18 protein-coding genes are annotated in these 18,451 nt (G+C 67.6%); 10 read left to right on the top strand and 8 right to left on the bottom strand.

The features are described from left to right. Window positions 1-147: 147 nt before the first annotated feature. From C8D03_RS01510 to C8D03_RS01520, 3 genes are all read left to right on the top strand, one after another. The gene (locus C8D03_RS01510; RefSeq protein ID WP_248308310.1) at window positions 148-909 is read left to right on the top strand and encodes a L,D-transpeptidase; all 762 of its coding nucleotides are present in this window, start codon (window positions 148-150) and stop codon (window positions 907-909) included. A gap of 175 nt (window positions 910-1,084) precedes the next feature. Further along, window positions 1,085-2,389 carry a UDP-glucose dehydrogenase family protein gene (locus C8D03_RS01515; RefSeq protein ID WP_108044686.1) on the top strand — a complete coding sequence of 435 codons (1,305 nt, stop codon included), beginning with the start codon at window positions 1,085-1,087 and terminating at the stop codon, window positions 2,387-2,389. A 116-nt stretch (window positions 2,390-2,505) separates the two neighbouring features. Continuing rightward, on the top strand, window positions 2,506-3,312 hold the full coding sequence (locus C8D03_RS01520; RefSeq protein ID WP_108051060.1) for a DUF2076 domain-containing protein: 807 nt from the start codon (window positions 2,506-2,508) through the stop codon (window positions 3,310-3,312). Between the two features lie 118 nt (window positions 3,313-3,430). On the opposite strand, the gene C8D03_RS01525 is transcribed toward C8D03_RS01520, so the two are convergent. From C8D03_RS01525 to C8D03_RS01535, 3 genes are all read right to left on the bottom strand, one after another. Beyond that, a complete protein-coding gene (locus C8D03_RS01525; RefSeq protein ID WP_108051062.1) occupies window positions 3,431-4,141 on the bottom strand; it encodes a L,D-transpeptidase in 711 nt (236 codons plus the stop codon). Window positions 4,142-4,419: 278 nt separating this feature from the next. Then, the gene (locus tag C8D03_RS01530) at window positions 4,420-4,632 is read right to left on the bottom strand and encodes a hypothetical protein (RefSeq protein WP_108044687.1); all 213 of its coding nucleotides are present in this window, start codon (window positions 4,630-4,632) and stop codon (window positions 4,420-4,422) included. Between the two features lie 244 nt (window positions 4,633-4,876). Then, entirely contained in the window at window positions 4,877-6,304 is a 1,428-nt protein-coding gene (locus C8D03_RS01535) for a lipopolysaccharide biosynthesis protein (RefSeq protein ID WP_108044688.1), read from the bottom strand. Window positions 6,305-6,496: 192 nt separating this feature from the next. Here C8D03_RS01535 and C8D03_RS01540 point away from each other — a divergent pair, with 192 nt between their 5' ends. From C8D03_RS01540 to C8D03_RS26325, 4 genes are all read left to right on the top strand, one after another. Continuing rightward, entirely contained in the window at window positions 6,497-7,261 is a 765-nt protein-coding gene (locus C8D03_RS01540; protein ID WP_108044689.1) for a sulfite exporter TauE/SafE family protein, read from the top strand. A 65-nt stretch (window positions 7,262-7,326) separates the two neighbouring features. Beyond that, window positions 7,327-7,827 (top strand): GNAT family N-acetyltransferase, encoded by a 501-nt coding sequence (locus C8D03_RS01545; protein ID WP_108044690.1) that lies wholly within the window; start codon window positions 7,327-7,329, stop codon window positions 7,825-7,827. Further along, window positions 7,824-8,666 carry a DMT family transporter gene (locus tag C8D03_RS01550; RefSeq protein ID WP_108044691.1) on the top strand — a complete coding sequence of 281 codons (843 nt, stop codon included), beginning with the start codon at window positions 7,824-7,826 and terminating at the stop codon, window positions 8,664-8,666. The genes C8D03_RS01545 and C8D03_RS01550 overlap by 4 nt, the downstream gene beginning before the upstream one ends. 250 nt (window positions 8,667-8,916) lie before the next feature. Continuing rightward, complete coding sequence (locus C8D03_RS26325; protein ID WP_248308311.1) at window positions 8,917-9,510, top strand: DUF930 domain-containing protein; 594 nt, start codon at window positions 8,917-8,919, stop codon at window positions 9,508-9,510. 11 nt (window positions 9,511-9,521) lie between these two features. Here C8D03_RS26325 and C8D03_RS01560 read toward each other — a convergent pair whose 3' ends face one another. Both C8D03_RS01560 and C8D03_RS01565 read right to left on the bottom strand, forming a co-directional pair. Then, the gene (locus C8D03_RS01560; protein WP_108044692.1) at window positions 9,522-10,010 is read right to left on the bottom strand and encodes a PaaI family thioesterase; all 489 of its coding nucleotides are present in this window, start codon (window positions 10,008-10,010) and stop codon (window positions 9,522-9,524) included. A gap of 64 nt (window positions 10,011-10,074) precedes the next feature. Beyond that, entirely contained in the window at window positions 10,075-10,560 is a 486-nt protein-coding gene (locus C8D03_RS01565; protein ID WP_108044693.1) for a MarR family winged helix-turn-helix transcriptional regulator, read from the bottom strand. A 212-nt stretch (window positions 10,561-10,772) separates the two neighbouring features. Here C8D03_RS01565 and groES point away from each other — a divergent pair, with 212 nt between their 5' ends. The 3 genes from groES (at window position 10,773) to C8D03_RS01580 (ending at window position 15,137) form a co-directional block, all read left to right on the top strand. After that, window positions 10,773-11,060: a co-chaperone GroES gene (gene groES / locus C8D03_RS01570; RefSeq protein ID WP_054143942.1), complete on the top strand. Its 288-nt coding sequence runs from the start codon at window positions 10,773-10,775 to the stop codon at window positions 11,058-11,060. Window positions 11,061-11,105: 45 nt separating this feature from the next. Beyond that, complete coding sequence (groL, locus tag C8D03_RS01575) at window positions 11,106-12,743, top strand: chaperonin GroEL (RefSeq protein WP_108044694.1); 1,638 nt, start codon at window positions 11,106-11,108, stop codon at window positions 12,741-12,743. A 297-nt stretch (window positions 12,744-13,040) separates the two neighbouring features. Beyond that, window positions 13,041-15,137, top strand: coding sequence for an ABC transporter ATP-binding protein/permease (locus tag C8D03_RS01580; RefSeq protein WP_108044695.1), 2,097 nt, complete (start codon window positions 13,041-13,043; stop codon window positions 15,135-15,137). Between the two features lie 174 nt (window positions 15,138-15,311). Here the strand turns inward: C8D03_RS01580 and C8D03_RS01585 are convergent, their stop codons facing one another. The 3 genes from C8D03_RS01585 to C8D03_RS01595 all read right to left on the bottom strand — a co-directional run bounded on the left by C8D03_RS01585 (window position 15,312) and on the right by C8D03_RS01595 (window position 18,268). Next, the gene (locus C8D03_RS01585) at window positions 15,312-15,794 is read right to left on the bottom strand and encodes an META domain-containing protein (protein ID WP_108044696.1); all 483 of its coding nucleotides are present in this window, start codon (window positions 15,792-15,794) and stop codon (window positions 15,312-15,314) included. 375 nt (window positions 15,795-16,169) lie between these two features. Continuing rightward, window positions 16,170-17,159: an ATP phosphoribosyltransferase gene (gene hisG, locus C8D03_RS01590; protein ID WP_108044697.1), complete on the bottom strand. Its 990-nt coding sequence runs from the start codon at window positions 17,157-17,159 to the stop codon at window positions 16,170-16,172. Then, complete coding sequence (locus C8D03_RS01595) at window positions 17,156-18,268, bottom strand: ATP phosphoribosyltransferase regulatory subunit (protein ID WP_108044698.1); 1,113 nt, start codon at window positions 18,266-18,268, stop codon at window positions 17,156-17,158. Before C8D03_RS01595 ends, hisG begins: the two co-directional genes overlap by 4 nt. Window positions 18,269-18,451: the final 183 nt, after the last annotated feature.

Consider the following 18,451-nt stretch of genomic DNA (forward strand, 5'->3'; position numbering starts at 1 on the left):
CATCCGCCACATTCTCGCCACATCGCGTTCACCCCGCGGCCATCTCGTGCCCCTTGAACGGTCGTCATGCGTTCTCGTTGGAACGCCAAGCCATTTCGGCAGTTGATACCCCGTTTCCGCAAGATCGATTCAGCAGAGTCAAACTCCATGTCCGTCGCCACGCCCGCCGTTTCCCTGCTCGACCGCCCGCTGAAGCGCGTGGTGGCGCTGCTGATGCCGCTGCTTCTGGCGGCCTGCGTCGGCGCCCAGCCGCCACAACCCTTCGAGGTGGCGTATACGCCCGGCGCCCATGTCAGCGCCGAGTATCTGGCGATGTATGGCGAGCAGCCGAACGAGCAGTTCCCCCTGCCGGCGACCGATCTGAGCGAGGTCGACCCGCGCTTCCTCAGGCAGGAAGTCGCCTATCCGACGCGCGAGCAGCCCGGCACCATCGTCGTCGATACGGACAACCGCTATCTCTACCTGGTGCGCGAGAACGGCCGCGCGGTCCGCTACGGCATCGGCGTCGGCAAGCAGGGCATGTCCTGGCGCGGCCGCGCCACCGTCGCCCGCAAGGCCGCCTGGCCGCGCTGGACGCCGACGGCGGCCATGGTCGCCCGCGATCCCGAGAAGAACGGTCCCTGGGCCGGCGGCATGCAGGCCGGGCTCGACAATCCGCTCGGCGCCCGCGCGCTCTACCTCTACCAGGGCGACCGCGACACGCTCTACCGTATTCATGGCACGTCGGAGCCGTGGTCGATCGGCAAGTCCGTCTCCAGCGGCTGTATCCGGATGTTCAACCAAGACATCATCGACCTGCACAGCCGCGTCCCCACCGGCACCACGGTCGTGGTTCTGAACCGCCGGCAGTTGCTCACGCCGGAGCCCGGCGAGAGCTTCGACGAGTTCACCCCCGACGACAGCATCTGACACCACGCCAGAAGACGTCATGCGCCTGACAACCGCAGGCCCCACAACGCTGTGGTGTGGCGGGCTCGGTTGTTCAGGCGCGGCAATCTGGTGTAGTCGGTAGCGCCGGACGCACCCGCCCGTCCTTTGCCGCTGCCGCGCGTGGCGGGTTCGTGCCGGCGGGAAAGGCAAGTCCATGCGCGTGACGATGATCGGTTCAGGCTATGTCGGCCTGGTGTCGGGTGCCTGCTTCGCCGATTTCGGCCATGTCGTGACCTGCGTCGACACCGACGCGTCCAAGATCGATGCCCTGAATCGCGGCGAGATTCCGATCTTCGAGCCTGGCCTCGCCGATCTCGTCGCCAAGAACGTCCGCGAAGGTCGCCTGACCTTCACCACGGAGCTTGCCGGCCCGGTCCGCGGGGCCGATGCCGTCTTCATCGCGGTCGGGACACCGACGCGACGCGGCGACGGCCATGCAGACCTGTCCTATGTCTATCAGGCAGCGCGCGACGTCGTCGCCGAGATCGATGGCTTCACCGTCATCGTCACCAAATCGACCGTTCCGGTCGGCACCGGCGACGAGGTCGAGCGCATCATGCGCGAGACGCGGCCGGACGCGGATTTCGCCGTCGTTTCCAACCCGGAATTCCTGCGTGAAGGCGCCGCGATCAGCGATTTCAAGCGCCCCGACCGCATCGTCGTCGGGACGGATGACGAGCGCGCCCGTCGTGTCATGGAAGACCTTTACCGGCCGCTCTACCTGAACGCGGCGCCGCTGCTGTTCACGCAGCGACGGACCTCCGAGCTGATCAAATACGCAGCCAATGCCTTTCTCGCGATGAAGATCACCTTCATCAACGAGATGGCCGATCTTTGCGAGGCAGTCGGCGCCAATGTCCAGGAGGTGGCGCGCGGCATCGGCCTCGACAACCGCATCGGAGCCAAGTTCCTGCATGCGGGCCCCGGCTTCGGCGGCTCCTGCTTTCCCAAGGACACGCTGGCGCTGATGAAGACGGCGCAGGATCTCGCGAGCCCGCTGCGCATCGTCGAGACCGTCGTTGCGGTCAACGACCAGCGCAAGCGCGCCATGGCGCGCAAGGTGATCGCGGCCTGCGACGGCAGTGTGCGCGGCAAGCGCATCGCCGTGCTTGGCCTCGCCTTCAAGCCGAACACCGACGACATGCGCGAAGCGCCTTCGCTCGCGATCATCGCGGCGCTGCAGGATGGCGGCGCCGAGATCGTCGCCTATGATCCCGAGAGCATGGGGCCCGCCAAGGCCCTGCTCAGCGGCGTCAGCTTCGCGGCCGACCCCTATTCCTGCATCGAGGGCGCCGATGCGCTGGTGATCGTGACGGAATGGGACGCCTTCCGCGCGCTCGACCTCGACCGGGTCAAGACAAGCCTGCGCACACCCATCGTCGTCGACCTGCGCAACATCTACCGCTCGGACGACATGCGCCGGCGCGGCTTCAGCTACAGCAATGTCGGCAATGCCTGAGGCCGCGATCTGACGCTGCGTCAGAGGCACCCGCGGGCGCCTTGATACCGTCACATGCAGGCACCACCTCTTGAGCGGCGGCGCATCCGCGCCGCCCGACATGAGAGGAGATGACGATGACGCCGCAAGAACGCGACGTGATCGCCGGGATTTTCGACCGCCTGAAGCAGGCGGCCAACCAGCCCCGCGACCCCGAGGCTGAAAGCTACATCGCGGAGCGCCTGCGCGAGCAGCCCTACGCGCCCTATGCCATGGCGCAGGCTGTCTATGTCCAGGAGAACGCGCTGACCAACCTGCAGGCACAGGTCGAGGAGTTGCAGACGCAACTGCGCGAGCTGCAGAACCGGCCCGCCGAGGCGCCCGCCCAGGCCGGCGGCTTCCTCTCCGGGATCTTCGGCGGGGCACAGCCGGCAGCGAGGCCGCGCTCGGTGCCGTCCGTTCCGCCGCGCTCGCAGGACGCGCCCTCCCCGGCATGGTCCGGGCAGCAGCCCGGCGCGATGGCGGCGGCTCCGGCCGGACAGCCCGGCCCCGGCATGCAACCTGGCCCCGGCATGCAACCTGGCCCGTGGTCGAACGCAGCGGCGCAGCAGCAGGCTCCCGGGCGCGGCGGCTTCATGGCGACCGCGCTGACGACGGCTGCCGGCGTCGCGGGTGGCATGATGCTCGGCAGCGTGCTGAGCAATGCCTTCGGCGGCGGGGCGGCGAAGGCCGCCGAGGCCAAGCCGGCCGAGGCGGGCGCCAGCCATCAGGCGCAGGATGCCTCCGCGAGCCCGGGGACCTCTGCGAACACCGATCAGGCCAGCTACAACGACGGATCGTCCGACCCGGCCAATTATCAGCAGGCAGCCCATGAGGAGCCTGTCGATAACGGCTATGACGACGGCTCGAGCCTGTTCGACGGCGGGGACGAGGACTGGGCCTGAGGCGCACGCCCTTGCCACGACACCGGGCCAGAGCCGCCACAAGGACCCGACATCACGAGAAACCCGCCCGGTTCGCACCGGGCGGGTTTTTTCATGGGCGTCGCGCGGGAGCGCGTGATCAGATCACCAGCACCCTGGCGCCGACACGCACGCGCTCATAGAGGTCCGTGACGTCATCATTGGTCATGCGGATGCAGCCGGATGATACCGCCTGGCCGATGGTGTGCGGCTCGTTGGTGCCATGGATGCGGTAGAGCGAGGAGCCGAGATACATGGCGCGCGCGCCCATCGGGTTTTCCGGGCCGCCCGGCATGAAGCGCGGCAGGTCGGGCCGGCGCTTGAGCATTTCGGGCGGCGGCGTCCAGGTCGGCCATTCCGCCTTGCGGCTGACGCTCTTCATGCCGGCCCAGGAGAAGCCGGGACGGCCGACACCAATGCCATAGCGCAAGGCCCGGCCGCCGGGCTGGACGAGGAAGAGGAAGCGCTGGGGCGTGTCGATGATGATCGTGCCCGGCTTGTGCGGACCGTCATAGGCGACCTCCTGCTTGTGGAAGCGCGGATCGATGACGCGCTCGATCGGGCGCTCCATCTCGATCGGCTGGCCCAGCGCCGCGACGCGCCTGCCCGGAGTCCGCTGTCCCGCCGCCTGCTCGAAGGGATCCATCTCGTAGCCGGCCTGCGGCCTGACGCCTTGACCATAGGCGGAATAGCCGCCCGGCCGGTTGTAGACCGCCCCGCCCCGCCCCGGCGGCGTCGGATCGCGGCCAGTCATCAGCATCTCGATGAAGCCACCGCCGTAATTGCCCCGCCCCGCCGAGGCGGTCGTCATGGGGTCGACCTGCGCGGGACGGCCATAGGGCTGGGCCAGCGCCGAGCCGGGAACGGCAGCGGCTCCCGACAGGACAAGCAGCGGAACGAAGAGGACTGGACGCATGACGCAACTCTCTCGACATCGACTGCGAGAAGCCTTGCGGCGCGCTTTAAAAGGAATGGTGAATCGTTGACTCTTCCGGGCCGGAGACGCCGGTTACCGGGCCAATTCAACGAATTAACCTTAGTGGAGCGGAAAAGGACAAGGTGAAGGAAGCGTTGCGGCGGGCCCGCTCCTCAGCGGCGGCAGCGCACGAACACCATGGTTCCGTAACGGTTCGCGACGCTGGCATCGACCCAGCGCAGGACGAGCGTGTTTCCATCGAAGGAGAGGATCTCGCGATCCTTAGAGTCACCGCCCTCGCCCGCCGGGCCGACATGGCTTCTGCCGATCATAGCGGGTTTGACGACGTGTTCCGTGGTCTTCGTCGCATCCGGACTGTGCAGCATGACGCCGCCCGACGGGCCTCTGGCGATGATGTAGGGCGCGCCGCATCCCTGACCTGGGCGGCATCGGCCTCGCGGAAATAGGAGGCCAGCCCCCAACGACCGATGAGCTGGTCTGCGGTCTGAGCCGCCGCCGGCGCGACGCCGCCGCCAAGCGCCATCGCACAGGCCGCCATCACGATCCTCGACCTCATTCCGGTCATCGCCTGCCCCCTTGTCGCATGTGGCCCGGTGCCTCGTGGCATGGTCAGCGCTGCCGTCCGCGCCGCGCCACCCACCAGAGCTGCAGCAGGGTGCGCCAGCGCGCGACATCGCAGATCAGGATAACGGCACCATAGACCAGTCCCCCCAGCACGACCTGCAGGAGCAGTTCCGGCACCGCGGCAAAACGATCCCGCAGCGGCCAGATCGCGGCCGCCATGGCCGCCACGGCAAGCAGGATCGCGCCGCAGTCGCGTGGTGGCGGCAGCACCGGGAGCGTGCGCAGCGCGGCGACGGCGGTGATCGCCAGCACGGAGAGGAAGGCCGCCGACTGCGCCCCGGCATAGACGAGGGCGCCCGAAGCCGACAAGGCAGCCACGACCGCAATGTTCACGCCGAAGCCGATCAGCGCCGCGAGCGTCGCCACCAGCGTGCGCTTTTCGATCAGGAAGGCGGGATAGAGCCCGGCCTGAAAGATCGCGATCGCGACGAAACCCGGCAGGAGCGGCGCCATATAGGCCGAAAAGCGACCCTGGAAGCTCGGCGGCACCAGGATGCGGTCGAAGGCCGGCAGGACCAGCGCGAAGCCCACGGCCGCCGGCAGCGCCACCGCGAGGACGATGACGATGTTGGCCGCGATGCGCTTTTGCGCCGCGCGCCGTCCGCGCGTCTCGTCGAGGCGGATGACCTGCCGCAACAGCACGATTTCCAGCGTGGCGCCGAGCGTGCCGAACAGGCGCAGGCCCATGTCGGAGGCAAGCGAGAAATAGCCGGCCTCGGCAAAGCCGTGCGCACCCGCCACCAGCGAGCGGTTGAGCAGGGGAATAAGCGAGTAGATCGCGTTGCCGGCGACGAGCGGCAGCGCATATTTCGCGAAGGTCCAGGCAATATCCCGGCGGGCAGCCGAGACCGAGAGCGGCGCATCCGCCAGCGTGCGGCGCACCGAAACCAGCGCGACGGCGGCGCTGAGCAGCCCGCCCAGCAGCACCACGGTCGGATCTCGCGTCAGCCAGGCGCCACCGACCATCAAGATGAGCGCCAGCAGGTTCTTGACGATGACCAGCCGGGCATAGGCGGCATCGAGGAAGCGCGCCCGCGCGACCGCTCCGTGATAGTCGAAGAGACCGGCACCGATGCCCGCCAGCACGGAGGCTGCGAGCATCATCGCCGGCATGCGAAAATCGATGCCGGCGACGACTGCCGCCAGCAGCAAGGCGCAGAGCGTCATGCTGACGCCGGCGATCAGAAGATCCAGCGTCGCGCGAATCTCGGGCTGCGTCTCGCGCGTCGCCAGCGAGTAGAAGCGCACCGCCGACAGCCTGATCCAGTCGAGCAGCGCCGTGTTCACCAGGACGATGATCGCCGCGCCGATGGCATAGCGCCCGAACTCGGCCGGGCCGAGGAAGAATGCGATCAGCAGCCCGAGGACGAAGTTCAGCCCGGCATTGACGACGAAGGGCAGCAGGACCGTCATCTGGTTTCCGTCACCTCATCCGGGCCCTGTCGTTCAAATCCCGTCGCCCAAAAGCCAGTCACCCGACCCTGTCGCCGCGGACATGGCGCCGATGCAGCAGGCGGCTTGGCGACTCAGTGCGCGGAGTGTGAACCTGCTATTCCAATGGCCTAGACGGCCCTCCGGCGTTTTCCAAGGGGAAGCACCCGCTCCATGCCCGGCGATCCGCTGTTCTATCTCGTCGGCTGGGCGACGACGCTCGTCATCGCGATCGGCAAGAGCGCCTTCGGCGGCGGTCTCGCCATCCTCGGCATCCCGCTGCTGGCGATGGTCGTCTCGCCTCTGGACGCGGCGATCATGGTCGCGATGCTGGTCTCGCTGATGGATCTCCTGGCACTGCGCAGCTTTGGCCGCGAGACCTGGTCGACGCCGGACCTCGCCTGGCTGCTGCCCGGGCTCGCGGCCGGCATCGGCATCGGCTACGTCGTCTTCGTGCGCATCGACCCGCGCATCGTCACACTGGTCATCGGGCTGACGACGCTTGCCTTCACGCTGCAATGGTTCCTGAAGGGGCGGCTCGCGGCAGCAGGCGCGCGGCCGGTCTCGGGCCGACTCGCCTTGCTCGCCGGCACGGTCTCGGGCTTCACCACCTTCGTCGCCCATGCCGGCGGCCCGCCCGTCGCGATGTATCTGCTCTCTCGTGGGCTGCCGAAGAGCGTGCTGGTCGGAACGACAATCGCCCTGTTCACGCTCGGCAACTGGCTGAAGCTGCCGCCCTATTTCATGCTGGGGCTGAAACATCCTGACGCCCTGTGGGGCGCGCTCGCGCTGGCGCCCGCCGTGCCGCTCGGGATCTGGCTCGGCCATGTCGTGCATCGGCGGCTCGACCAGAAGAAGCTGTTCCTCTGCTGTTATGCCCTGCTGGCGGTCGCCGCGCTGAAGCTGACGGTCGATGCTGCACTTGCTCTGCTGCGCTGACGGCATGGGGGAGGATCGCGGCGCACCCCTATCGCGGTGCCGGGATTGGCCCTAATCGAGCGGCCATGACCAGCCTGCCGCCTCCGCTGCGCCTTGCCCGCGACGACGATTCCGAGCCGCTCGCGGCCCTGATCGCGGCGAGTTTCGCCGAGTATCCGAACTGTTTCTTCGAATGGTCGGAGTTCCCGGAGCTGCGGCGGCCGGCCAGCCATTTTGCCGCCAAGGGCGGACAGCTCTGGGTCGCGGAGGCGCCCGGCGGCGGCATCGCCGGCTCGCTGGGCGCCACGCCGATCCCGGAACAGAACGCGGTCGAGATCACCAAGGTCTATGCCGCGCCAGCCTTTCGGGGCTCGGGACTGGCGCAGGCGCTGTTTGCGAAGGCGCTTCATTTCGCCGAAGGCGGCGGCTTCGACGCCATGATGCTCTGGTCCGATTCCCGCTTCGCTCGCGGCCACCGCTTCTACGAGAAGCTCGGCTTCCGGCGCTGGCCGGGCGAGCGCTATCTCGCGGACACCTCCGCGACCTGGGAATATCATTTCCGCCTGAACCTGCCGCAGCAGGCATGACCGCCGGGCCGGCTCTTCGCGCCCTCACAGGCATCGCGCTCCTCACCGTCATGGATGCGGTGGTGAAGGCGCAGATGCAGACCCATCCGTTCGTCCTGACGCTGTTCATGCGCTTTGCCATGGGCGGGCTCTGCGCGCTCGCGGTGCTCGCCTTCGTGCGCCCGCCCGCACCGACGCGCGCGAGCCTGATCGGCAACGCCATCCGGGTTCCAGTGGTGGTGCTGACGGCCGGCAGCTTCTTCTATTCGCTGTCGGTGCTGCCGCTGGCGGAGGCGCTGACGCTCGCCTTCCTCGCGCCGGTCTTCGTCGCACTGCTCGGCGGTGTGCTGCTCAAGGAACGGATGGACAGCCGCATCCTGCAGGCGCTCGGCTTCGGCGTCGCGGGCATGCTGATGATGGTCTGGCCGCGGCTGCAGGGCCATGTCAGCGGCGCCAGCCTCGGCGTCGCAGCCGCCCTGTTCTCCGCCATCGCCTATGCCTTCAACCTGATCCTGCTGCGGCGGATCGCGATGAAGGAACATCCGGCGATCATCGTGGCCTTCCAGAATTGCGGGCCGGCGCTCTGTCTCGCCATCCCTGCCGCGCTGAGTTTCGTGCCGATGACGGCGCGCGACCTGCTGATTTATCTCGCGGCCGGTGCGCTCGGCGTCGCCGGCCATCTGACGCTGACCTCGGCCTTCGCCCGCGCCGAGGCGTCGCGACTTGCCCCGCTGGAATACACGGCGCTGATCTGGGCAAGCCTGCTCGGTTATTTCGTCTTCGGCGAGGTGCCGCTGATCACGACCTATGCCGGCGCCGTCTTGATCGTGGCGGGAGCGATCGCGATCAGCCGGCGATAGGCCGGCCGTAAATTCGCCGGTTTGGTCGGCCTCTTGCGTGGCCGGGCTGGTGTGCAGGAGGGGGCCGCCGATGAGACCGATCCTCGTTGCCGCGGCCCCGCTGTTCGCAGCCGGGCTCGCCGCCGCGCCCTGAACCATGCGGCCTCCCGCGCCCCTGCGGAAGAGACCGGCGACGCTTGCCGTCATTGTCTCGTTTGGACTGCATCTGGCGCTTCTGGGTGCCCTGGCCCTATTGCCAAGCATCGAGCGTTTGCAGCAGGAGCCCGACCAGGGCATCGAGGTCGAACTCGTCACGCCGGAGCAGATCGGGCTGCCAGCGCCAATGCCGACCGCGGAGCCCGCGCCTCCGGCAGCAGGCGAGGCTCCGCCCGCGGCCTCAGCCTCGGCGGCCCCTGCGCCGGCCAGCCCGCCTCCCGCTGCGCCACCCGCCGCGCCTCCTGCTGTGCCGGCCGCGCCGGTGCGCGTCAGGGCACGGCGGCTGCTCTCCGGTGAGGTTCTCTCGAACCCGCACAGCCGCGGAACGCGGGACGCCCTTGCGCGGATGGACGAGGCCGAGCGCATCGAGCAATTGTGCAACCTCGAAGCGATGGGCCAGATCCATGCCTGGAAGGCCGCGTTCGAACCGGACCGGGTCGTCGCCTATGCGATGGGGGGCACGAAGCTCCTGAAGACGACGATGCAGGCCGACGCCGCTGCGTTCCGCAGCAAGCGGCAATGGTATCGCCTGCAGTTCAGATGCGAACTCACGCCAGACCGCAAGGCGATCGGCGGCTTCGAGTTCATGGTCGGCGATCCGGTGCCGCGCGACCAGTGGCTCGCGCTCGATCTGCCGGAGGTCCACTGAGACATAAGCTGCTAGCGCCCGGCGCCTTGCCCCTTCGCCGGAAAGATCATGCAGGTCTCGGTGCCGTGCGCGAGCAGCTTGCCGCGCGCATCGACGAGGCGCCCCTCGGTGGTGGCGACCGTGCCGCCACGGTGGATCAGCTTGCCCTCGCAGCGCACCGTGCCGCTTTCGGGCATGACCGGCCGGACATAGTTCACCTTCATCTCCAGCGTGGTGTAGCCCTCGCCGGCTTTGAGCGTCGCATGGGTGGCGCAGGCCATGGCGGAATCGAGGATCGTCGCGGTCCAGCCGCCATGGATCGTCCCGAGCGGGTTGAAGAAGCGCGCCGACGGGCGGCCGACGAAGACCACCCTGCCCTCCTCGACCTCGACCAGGTCGAAATCCATCGCATCCGCGAAGGGCGGGCCCGGATGATGCCCCGCGATCATGCCGCGCAGGAAATCGAGGCCGCTGCCCGCCAGCAGGGTGTCCCGCGATACCACTCCGACCTCGCGTGCCATCGACCGCCCTCCACAGCGTGTAGATACACGTTATGGACAAGTCCGCCGTCCGGTCAAGCCGGTCTCAGGGCGCCCCGCGCGCGACGCGACGCAACGCCTTCAGCCTGTCGCGCATCTCGCTCCAGTTGTCCTTGCCGAGCCCACCTTCGATCCGCTCCTGCGCCTGCCGCCAATGCGGGATCGCGGCCTCGATCGCGGCCCGTCCCTTCGCGGTCACGGCATGAATCGAGGCGCGGCCCTTGCACTCGACCGGCTCGATCAGCCCGGCGGTCACGAGCAATTGCAGGTTGCGCGTCAGCGAGGTGCGTTCCAGCGCGAAGCGGTCGGCGAGTTCGGTCACCGACCGCCAGGCCCCGGTCGAGAGCGCCGAGAGCAGCACGAACTGCGTGATCTTGAGCCCGCTCGGGCGCATCGCCTCGTCATAGGCGCGCGTCACGGCGCGAGCGGTCATGCGCACATGCAGCGCCACGCAGGCGCGCGCGATGTCGTCCAGCGGCGGGGCGGGCCGGGACGCATCCTGCCGAGCGGGATCGGGCGCATCTGTCGTCATTCCGCCATGCTACCGTGTTCGAACGCCGATGCCAGCCGGCCCCGCCGCCGGCGGCGGATTCACCTTTCGTCGGGATCGTTTCTTGACTCGCGGCGGGCACGCGCCTATCTCCCCGCCATCGGTTGGCACTCACGGATCGAGACTGCTAACAGATGCCCATCGCGGGCAATCTGACGCCCGCATCGAATTTGTACCGAGAGGAAGACAGAACCATGAAGTTCCGTCCGCTGCATGACCGCGTCGTGGTCCGCCGCCTTGATGGCGAAGAGAAGACCAAGGGTGGCATCATCATCCCCGATACCGCCAAGGAAAAGCCCCAGGAGGGCGAGGTGGTGTCCGTCGGCCCCGGCGCCCGTGACGACGCCGGCAAGCTCGTCGCGCTGGACGTCAAGAAGGGCGATCGCGTCCTCTTCGGCAAGTGGTCCGGCACCGAGGTCAAGATCGACGGCCAGGATCTCCTGATCATGAAGGAATCCGACATCATGGGCGTCATCGGCTGAACGCCTGAGACCGCTCTTTCCGTCATTTCATAAGGAGTTGCTCTCATGGCAGCCAAAGACGTCAAGTTCTCCACCGATGCGCGCGACCGGATGCTGCGCGGCGTCGAAATCCTCGCCAACGCCGTCAAGGTCACGCTGGGTCCGAAGGGCCGCAACGTCGTGATCGACAAGTCGTTCGGCGCTCCGCGCATCACCAAGGACGGCGTCACCGTCGCCAAGGAGATCGAGCTCGCCGACAAGTTCGAGAACATGGGCGCCCAGATGGTGCGCGAAGTGGCCTCGAAGCAGAACGACCATGCCGGCGACGGCACCACGACCGCCACCGTTCTCGCCGCCGCCATCATGCGCGAAGGCCTGAAGTCGGTTGCGGCCGGCATGAACCCGATGGACCTGAAGCGCGGCATTGACCTCGCTGTCGAGGCCATCGTCGCCGACCTCAAGAAGAACTCCAAGAAGGTCACGACCAACGCGGAAGTCGCGCAGGTCGGCACCATCTCGGCGAACGGCGACGAGTCGGTCGGCAAGATGATCGCGACCGCCATGCAGAAGGTCGGCAACGAGGGTGTCATCACCGTCGAGGAAGCCAAGACCGCCGAGACCGAACTCGACGTCGTCGAGGGCATGCAGTTCGACCGCGGCTATCTCTCCCCCTACTTCATCACCAACTCCGAGAAGATGGTGGCGGAGCTCGAGGACCCCTATATCCTCATCTTCGAGAAGAAGCTGTCCTCGCTCCAGGCGATGCTGCCGATCCTCGAAGCCGTCGTGCAGACCGGCAAGCCGCTGCTCATCATCGCCGAGGACGTCGAAGGCGAGGCCCTGGCCACGCTCGTCGTCAACAAGCTCCGTGGCGGCCTGAAGGTCGCTGCCGTCAAGGCTCCGGGCTTCGGTGACCGCCGCAAGGCCATGCTCGAGGACATCTCGATCCTGACCGCCGGCCAGATGATCTCGGAAGACCTCGGCATCAAGCTCGAGACCGTGACGCTCGCCATGCTCGGACGCGCCAAGAAGGTGCGCATCGAGAAGGAGAACACCACGATCATCGACGGCGCCGGCAAGAAGAAGGACATCGAGGCCCGCGTCCAGCAGATCAAGGCGCAGATCGAAGAGACCTCTTCGGACTACGATCGTGAGAAGCTCCAGGAGCGTCTGGCCAAGCTCGCCGGCGGCGTCGCGGTCATCCGCGTCGGCGGCGCGACCGAGGTCGAGGTCAAGGAGAAGAAGGACCGCGTCGACGACGCCCTGAACGCGACCCGCGCGGCCGTGGAAGAAGGCGTTCTTCCGGGTGGTGGCGTGGCGCTCCTGCGCGCCCTGTCGACCGTCAAGTCGATCAAGACCGCCAATGACGACCAGAAGACCGGCGTCGAGATCGTCCGCAAGGCGATCATGGCTCCGGCCAGGCAGATCGTCGACAACGCTGGCGATGACGGCGCGGTCGTGGTCGGCAAGCTGCTCGAGTCCAAGGAATACGCCTTCGGCTACAATGCCCAGACCGGCGTGTACGGCGATCTGGTCAAGGCCGGCATCATCGACCCGACCAAGGTCGTGCGCACGGCGATCCAGGACGCGGCTTCGATCGCCGGCCTGCTCATCACCACCGAGGCGATGATTGCCGAGCTGCCGAAGAAGGATTCGCCGATGCCCCCGATGGGCGGCGGCGGCATGGGCGGCATGGACTTCTGAGGAAGTCCAGACGCCCGACGCGTCAAAATGCTGGAACCGGGCGGGCCCGGTTCCAGTGGCGGCATGGACTTCTGATCCAAGCCTCTCAGCACAGAACTGCGGAAGGCCCGGCGCAAGCCGGGCCTTTTTCATTTCCGCGTCGTCCCATGAACGCCGTCGAAGCCGGCCCCAAAAGCGGCTTTCCGCCCGATGACAATCTGCTCATCTTGACGCGACGCCATTGAACGGCCGCATCCGCTGCGACATGGTCGGCTTCGCGGTTCTTGCCGCGATTCAATCGTTGATCAGGAACTGCCGATGCGCCCGTTGAGTTTCGCCGTCGCCGCGCTCGCCCTTGTGGCGCTCATCGCTGGCCAGCAGAGCGGTGCGGCCGGTACGATCGGCATGGGCGTGGTCGGCATCCTGCTGGCGCTGGCGCTGTTCCGCTCGACCGAGATCGACTTCTTCCTGAAGATCTTCTCCGGCATCTTCGGCTCGGAATATGTCGTCTTCGGCGCCGGCGCGCTGCTGGCCCAGGGTGGCTACTGGCCGCAGGACTGGATGGCCGCGGCCCCGCCGACGAGCCTCGCCACCACCGTCGCGGTCTTCGGCATCCTGATCTACGCGATCTCGTTCATCCCGGTGGTGCAGCGCATCGCGCGGATTTCCTCGCCCTATTTCCTCTCCGGTGAGGCGACCGAAGCCAATCTCTGGTTCCTCGGCCGCTATCGCGTGAAGCTTGGCCATCTCGCGGTCGCGCTGATCGTCTTCCTCGTGGTGCTGAACCAGGCGCAGGTCGGCGTCTCGCTGCGGCTGAATTTCTTCTATCGCGACTTCTACAACGCCCTGCAGGAGAAGAACGCCGCGGCCTTCTGGGAGCAGCTGATCTGGGTGTTCTGCGTCTGGGCCGCGATCTCGGCGATCACCAACCTGATCGAGATCGTCGCCCAGTCGGTGTTGCTGATCCGCTGGCGCGAATGGATGGCCGACGAGTACAGCCGGCGCTGGCTGCAGAACGGCACGCATTACCGCATCTCGCTCGCCGGCACGGCCGACAACCCCGACCAGCGCATCTCGGAAGACACGCGCTCCTTCCTGAACCAGACCTATTCCTTCTCGCTGACCATGCTGACGCAGGTCTCGACGCTGGTCTCGTTCTCGATCATCCTCTGGAACATACCCGTAGCCATCACCGTGCCGGGAACGAACCTCGTCATTCCGGGCTTCATCTTCTGGGCGACGCTGATCTATGCGGCGGCGGCGACCTGGATCACCCACCTCATCGGCAAGCCGCTGATCGCGCTCGATTTCGAGCAGGAGCGGCGCGAAGCGAATTTCCGCTTCTCGCTGGCACGGCTGCGCGAATATTCCGAGCAGATCGCCCTGATGCATGGCGAGCCGGCCGAGCGCCAGCATCTGGCCCGCGGCTTCCACGCGATCGTCTCGAACTTCTACCAGCTGATGTGGCGCAAGCTGAAGCTGACCACCTTCACCCTGTCCTACAACCAGGCGAACGTGGTCATCCCCTTCGTGCTGCTGGCGCCCTACTATTTCGCCGGGGCGATCACCTTCGGCGTGCTGACACAGGTCTCATCGGCCTTCGGGCGGGTGGAGACGGCGATGTCCTTCTTCATCAACAGCTACCAGTCGATCGCCTCCTACCTCGCCTCGATCAACCGCCTCACCACCTTCGAGACGGCGATCGCCCAGGCACAGGCCGCCAATGTCGGCGACAAGGCGATCCATCGCGATCCGGCGCCCGACCGTGACGTCCATATCGGCGGCGCCACGCTGACCCTGCCGAATGGCGCACCGATCGTGCGGGTGGACGATCTCGATCTCGGCCAGGCACGGCGGACGCTGGTGGTCGGCCCGTCGGGCTCGGGCAAATCGACGCTGTTTCGCGCCATCGCCGGCATCTGGCCGTTCGGCGAGGGCAAGGTCGGCATTCCGGCCAATGCCGAGATCATGCTGCTGCCGCAGCGGCCCTATCTGCCGCAGGGCACGCTGCGGGCGGCGCTCGCCTATCCCTCGCAGGACGATGCCTATGGCGACGACGCGTTCCGGGACGCGATGGACAAGGTCAGGCTCTCGCATCTGAAGGACCGGCTCGACGAGGTCGATCTCTGGGGCCAGCGCCTGTCGGGCGGCGAGCAGCAGCGGCTGGCGGTGGCCCGCGCCCTGCTCGCGCGGCCCGACTGGTTGTTCCTGGACGAGGCGACCGCCTCGCTCGACGAGAAGCTGGAAGGCGAACTCTACGCCGCCATCGACAAGTCGCTGCCGGAGACGCGGGTCGTCTCGATCGGCCATCGCGGCACGCTGCGCGAGATGCATGATGTGGTGGTGACGATGGAGCCGAACGAGGACGGCACCTTCACCCCGCGCATGCCCGTGAAGGTTCCGGCGGAGGCTTGAGCGAGAGGAAGCAAGCTCGGGCCCGGAAACACGCCGTCATCCCGGACAGGCCGCGAAGCGGCGCAGCTCCGGGATCCATCATAAGGCTCCGGACCACTCCGATGGATCCCGGGTCAGGCCCGGGATGATGCTTGAGGATCGGTAGAACAGTCCTGCCTCGGTAGAGCAGTCCTGCTAAAGCGCCCGGTCGAAGCGCAGTTCGCCGGCGCCTCCCTTGAGCACAAGCTTGCCGTCGACGAGGTCCCAGTTGCGGGCGGCGCGCAGCGCCGTCAGGAAGCTGCGCTCGAAATCCGAGAGGCCCTTGTCGCAACTGCGCTTGGTCAGCGCGAGCGGGCCCACCGCGAAACCCTGCTGGCGCAGCGGGTAGGCGGAAGCCGAGAAGGTGTTACAGCCGCCGAAGCCGGTGCCGCGCAAATTGGCGTCGACCTGCAATGTGGCGCGCCGGTCGGCGATCGGCTTGCCGTTCATCGAGACCGCGCTCCAGGCGGCCCCGAGCGGGAAGTTCTTCTCCTGCTGCTGGGCTGGCGCCGCCTGCGGCGTGCCCAGGTCCTGGCGCGACGGCATCTGCTGGCGGCGCTGCGCGAGCGCATCTGTCGGCATCAGCAAGGGGGCGGCCATCACGGCAAGAGCGGCGGCGTAGCCAAGGCGTCGAATCATTGTCGTCTTACCCGGTCGTCTAACCTGAATTCACTGGCAGGACCCTAGCGCATCGGCCAGCCCCTGTGAAAGCGCGTAGCGACGTATCGCCCCGCGATCAACCGCGAAGCTGATCGGCCAGCGTTTTCACCCAGCGCTCACCGGATGACGACGCGCGATTTTTTTCGTCCGCGCATGCATCCGGAACACGATCGGATTCGTAAACAGCAAATGCGTCGGAAACGCGAGGTCCGGCATCACGAGGTCCAGAAGCCGGCCCCACCCCCCGGGGTCGTCTGCGACCGGCGAGGCCGCTTGCCCCCCAGCAGCGGCCTCGCTTGGCCGGCGCCGGAGTCGAGGCCCTGGAGACACGGGGCCCGGGAGACGGACCTGTCGTCAGATCCGGGCCTGGAGCCGTTCGATCAGCGGATTGGCCTTGCGGAAGACATAGGCCGGCGCGCTGACGGTGACGTCGTCCGCGCCCGCCCTCGCCAGATGCTCGACCAGCGCAAACACCGCCTTTTCGGGGCAGTGGATCGTCACGATCCCGCCCGTCATGCTCGCGCCAAAGGGCAGGCGTGCGCCGAAGAGGCCGGCGAGATCACCCAGCATGTCCGAGGTGGCATCGATCCTGGCCCTGATCTCACGGACCGAACGCGCCTCCTCCTCGGCCGCGATGCGCGACAGGATGGCGTTGGCCGCAGCCTTCGCCCGCTCGCCCCAGGGCGCACGGACGGAGGCGACGAGATTGGCTTCCGACGCCAGCATCACGCCGTCGTCGAGGATCTTGAGGGCATTTGCCGAGAGGGTGGCGCCCGTCGTCGTGATGTCGACGACGATTTCGGCCGTGCCGGCGGCCGGCGCGCCCTCGGTCGCGCCGAGGCTCTCGACGATGCGGTAATCGGCGAGGCCATGGCTGGCGAAGTAGCGGCGGGTCAGGTTGACGTATTTGGTGGCGACGCGGAGCTTGCGGCCCTGGCGGATGCGCATCGTCGAAGCGACATCGTCGAGATCGGCCATGGTCCGCACATCGATCCAGGCCTGCGGCACGGCGACGACGACATTGGCGTGGCCGAAGCCGAGCGGCGTCAGCATCTCGACGGCGGCGTCGGCATCGGCGACCTGCTCGCGGACCAGATCCTCGCCGGTGATGCCGAGATGGGCGGCACCCGAGGCGAGTTGCGCGACGATCTCGGAGGCAGAGAGGAAGGCGACCTCTGCACCCTCGACACCGGCGATGGTGCCGCGATAGTCGCGCTCACCGCGCGACTTGACGAATTTCAGGCCGGCGCGGCCGAAAAAGGCCGTGGCATTCTCCTGCAACCGGCCCTTGGAGGGCACAGCCAGGACGAGCGGGGCATCACCGGCGAGCGGGGCTTCCGTCATGCTGCGTCTCCCGCCAGGCGTTCGAGCCAGATCGAAGCGCCGACCGCCGGGATCGGCGCAGCGGCGCCGAGGCGGCCGAGGACCTGATCGTAGCGCCCGCCGCCGGCGACCGGCTTGCCGTCGCCGCGGGCCTCGTCGTGAAGCTCGAAGATGAAGCCGGTGTAGTAATCGAGATTGCGCGCGAAGGCCGCCTGGAAGGCGATTGCCGCGACATCCACGCCGCGCACAGCGAGGAAGCCAGTGCGCTCATCGAAGGCGTCGAGCTGTCGGCCGAGATCGAGCGAGGCCTGGTCGGCCAGCGCGCGCAGGGCGGCAGAGGCGGTGTCGGGATCGCCCCTGATCGCCAGAACCTGCGCCAGCAGCGCCTTCACATCGGCATTGACCGGGTTCTCGCGCTCGGCCGCCCGCGCCAGGAAGCGCTCGGCGATGTCGCCCGCGCTGCGGCCGCCCACCGTGGAAATGCCGGCGATGGACAGCACGTCCTCGACGAAGGCCTTGGCCGCCTTGGGATCCTGCCCCTCCAGCGCCTTGAGCAGGCCGGCATGTGCGGCATCGCCATCGGCCGCGGGCGGATCGAGCGCATCGACGGCCCGCGTGCCGCTGCCCTGCACGACGGCGCGCATCAGCCGGCGGCGCGCGCCGGCCGGGACCGAAAGCCCGTCGAGCAAGGCGCCGAGCAGCGCGACGTCGCCCATCAGGATTTTCGGGCTGGCGAGGCCGAGCGCAGCCGTCGCCTCGACCGTCAGCGCCATGATCTCGGCATCGGTCGCGGCAAAATCGTCACGGCCGAAGGATTCCAGCCCGGCCTGCGCGAATTCACCCGGCTCGCCGGCACGCATCCGGAAGACCGGACCGGCATAGGCATAGGCAGCCGGTTCGGTCAGGCCGGAGGCGATATGATCCAGCGCGACGGGGATGGTGTATTCCGGCCGCAGGCACCAGTCGCGGCCATCGGCGTCCTGCGTCATGAAGATGCGGCGGCGGATGTCCTCGCCAGAAAGATCGAGGAAGACATCGGCCGGTTGCAGGATCGCGGGCTCGGCGCGGGCATAGCCCTCGCGCGCGAACAGCGCGATCACGGTCTCGATGCTGGCGCGGATGGCGGGCACGGCGGGTCAATCCTGTTGCGGCGCTGTCCTAGCAGCGACGGCTGCAATTTTCGACTGATTTGAGGGAATTGGGTGAACGGGAATCACATACGTCATGCTCGGGCTTGACCCGAGCATCTCAGGACAACAGAGGCTCCCTCACCTCGGCTTGCCTGAGATCCTCGACCCTTTCGTTACGCTTCG

It is taken from the genome of Bosea sp. 124, from assembly GCF_003046175.1.
In the GTDB taxonomy this organism is placed as follows: domain Bacteria; phylum Pseudomonadota; class Alphaproteobacteria; order Rhizobiales; family Beijerinckiaceae; genus Allobosea.

Coding starts and splice junctions, on each gene's coding strand:
- C8D03_RS01510 (WP_248308310.1), top strand. CDS start 148: ATGTCCGTCGCCACGCCCGCCGTTTCCCTGCTCGACCGCCCGCTGAAG.
- C8D03_RS01515 (WP_108044686.1), top strand. CDS start 1,085: ATGCGCGTGACGATGATCGGTTCAGGCTATGTCGGCCTGGTGTCGGGT.
- C8D03_RS01520 (WP_108051060.1), top strand. CDS start 2,506: ATGACGCCGCAAGAACGCGACGTGATCGCCGGGATTTTCGACCGCCTG.
- C8D03_RS01525 (WP_108051062.1), bottom strand. CDS start 4,141: ATGACGACCGCCTCGGCGGGGCGGGGCAATTACGGCGGTGGCTTCATC.
- C8D03_RS01530 (WP_108044687.1), bottom strand. CDS start 4,632: ATGCTGCACAGTCCGGATGCGACGAAGACCACGGAACACGTCGTCAAA.
- C8D03_RS01535 (WP_108044688.1), bottom strand. CDS start 6,304: ATGACGGTCCTGCTGCCCTTCGTCGTCAATGCCGGGCTGAACTTCGTC.
- C8D03_RS01540 (WP_108044689.1), top strand. CDS start 6,497: ATGCCCGGCGATCCGCTGTTCTATCTCGTCGGCTGGGCGACGACGCTC.
- C8D03_RS01545 (WP_108044690.1), top strand. CDS start 7,327: ATGACCAGCCTGCCGCCTCCGCTGCGCCTTGCCCGCGACGACGATTCC.
- C8D03_RS01550 (WP_108044691.1), top strand. CDS start 7,824: ATGACCGCCGGGCCGGCTCTTCGCGCCCTCACAGGCATCGCGCTCCTC.
- C8D03_RS01560 (WP_108044692.1), bottom strand. CDS start 10,010: ATGGCACGCGAGGTCGGAGTGGTATCGCGGGACACCCTGCTGGCGGGC.
- C8D03_RS01565 (WP_108044693.1), bottom strand. CDS start 10,560: ATGACGACAGATGCGCCCGATCCCGCTCGGCAGGATGCGTCCCGGCCC.
- groES (WP_054143942.1), top strand. CDS start 10,773: ATGAAGTTCCGTCCGCTGCATGACCGCGTCGTGGTCCGCCGCCTTGAT.
- groL (WP_108044694.1), top strand. CDS start 11,106: ATGGCAGCCAAAGACGTCAAGTTCTCCACCGATGCGCGCGACCGGATG.
- C8D03_RS01580 (WP_108044695.1), top strand. CDS start 13,041: ATGCGCCCGTTGAGTTTCGCCGTCGCCGCGCTCGCCCTTGTGGCGCTC.
- C8D03_RS01585 (WP_108044696.1), bottom strand. CDS start 15,794: ATGATTCGACGCCTTGGCTACGCCGCCGCTCTTGCCGTGATGGCCGCC.
- hisG (WP_108044697.1), bottom strand. CDS start 17,159: ATGACGGAAGCCCCGCTCGCCGGTGATGCCCCGCTCGTCCTGGCTGTG.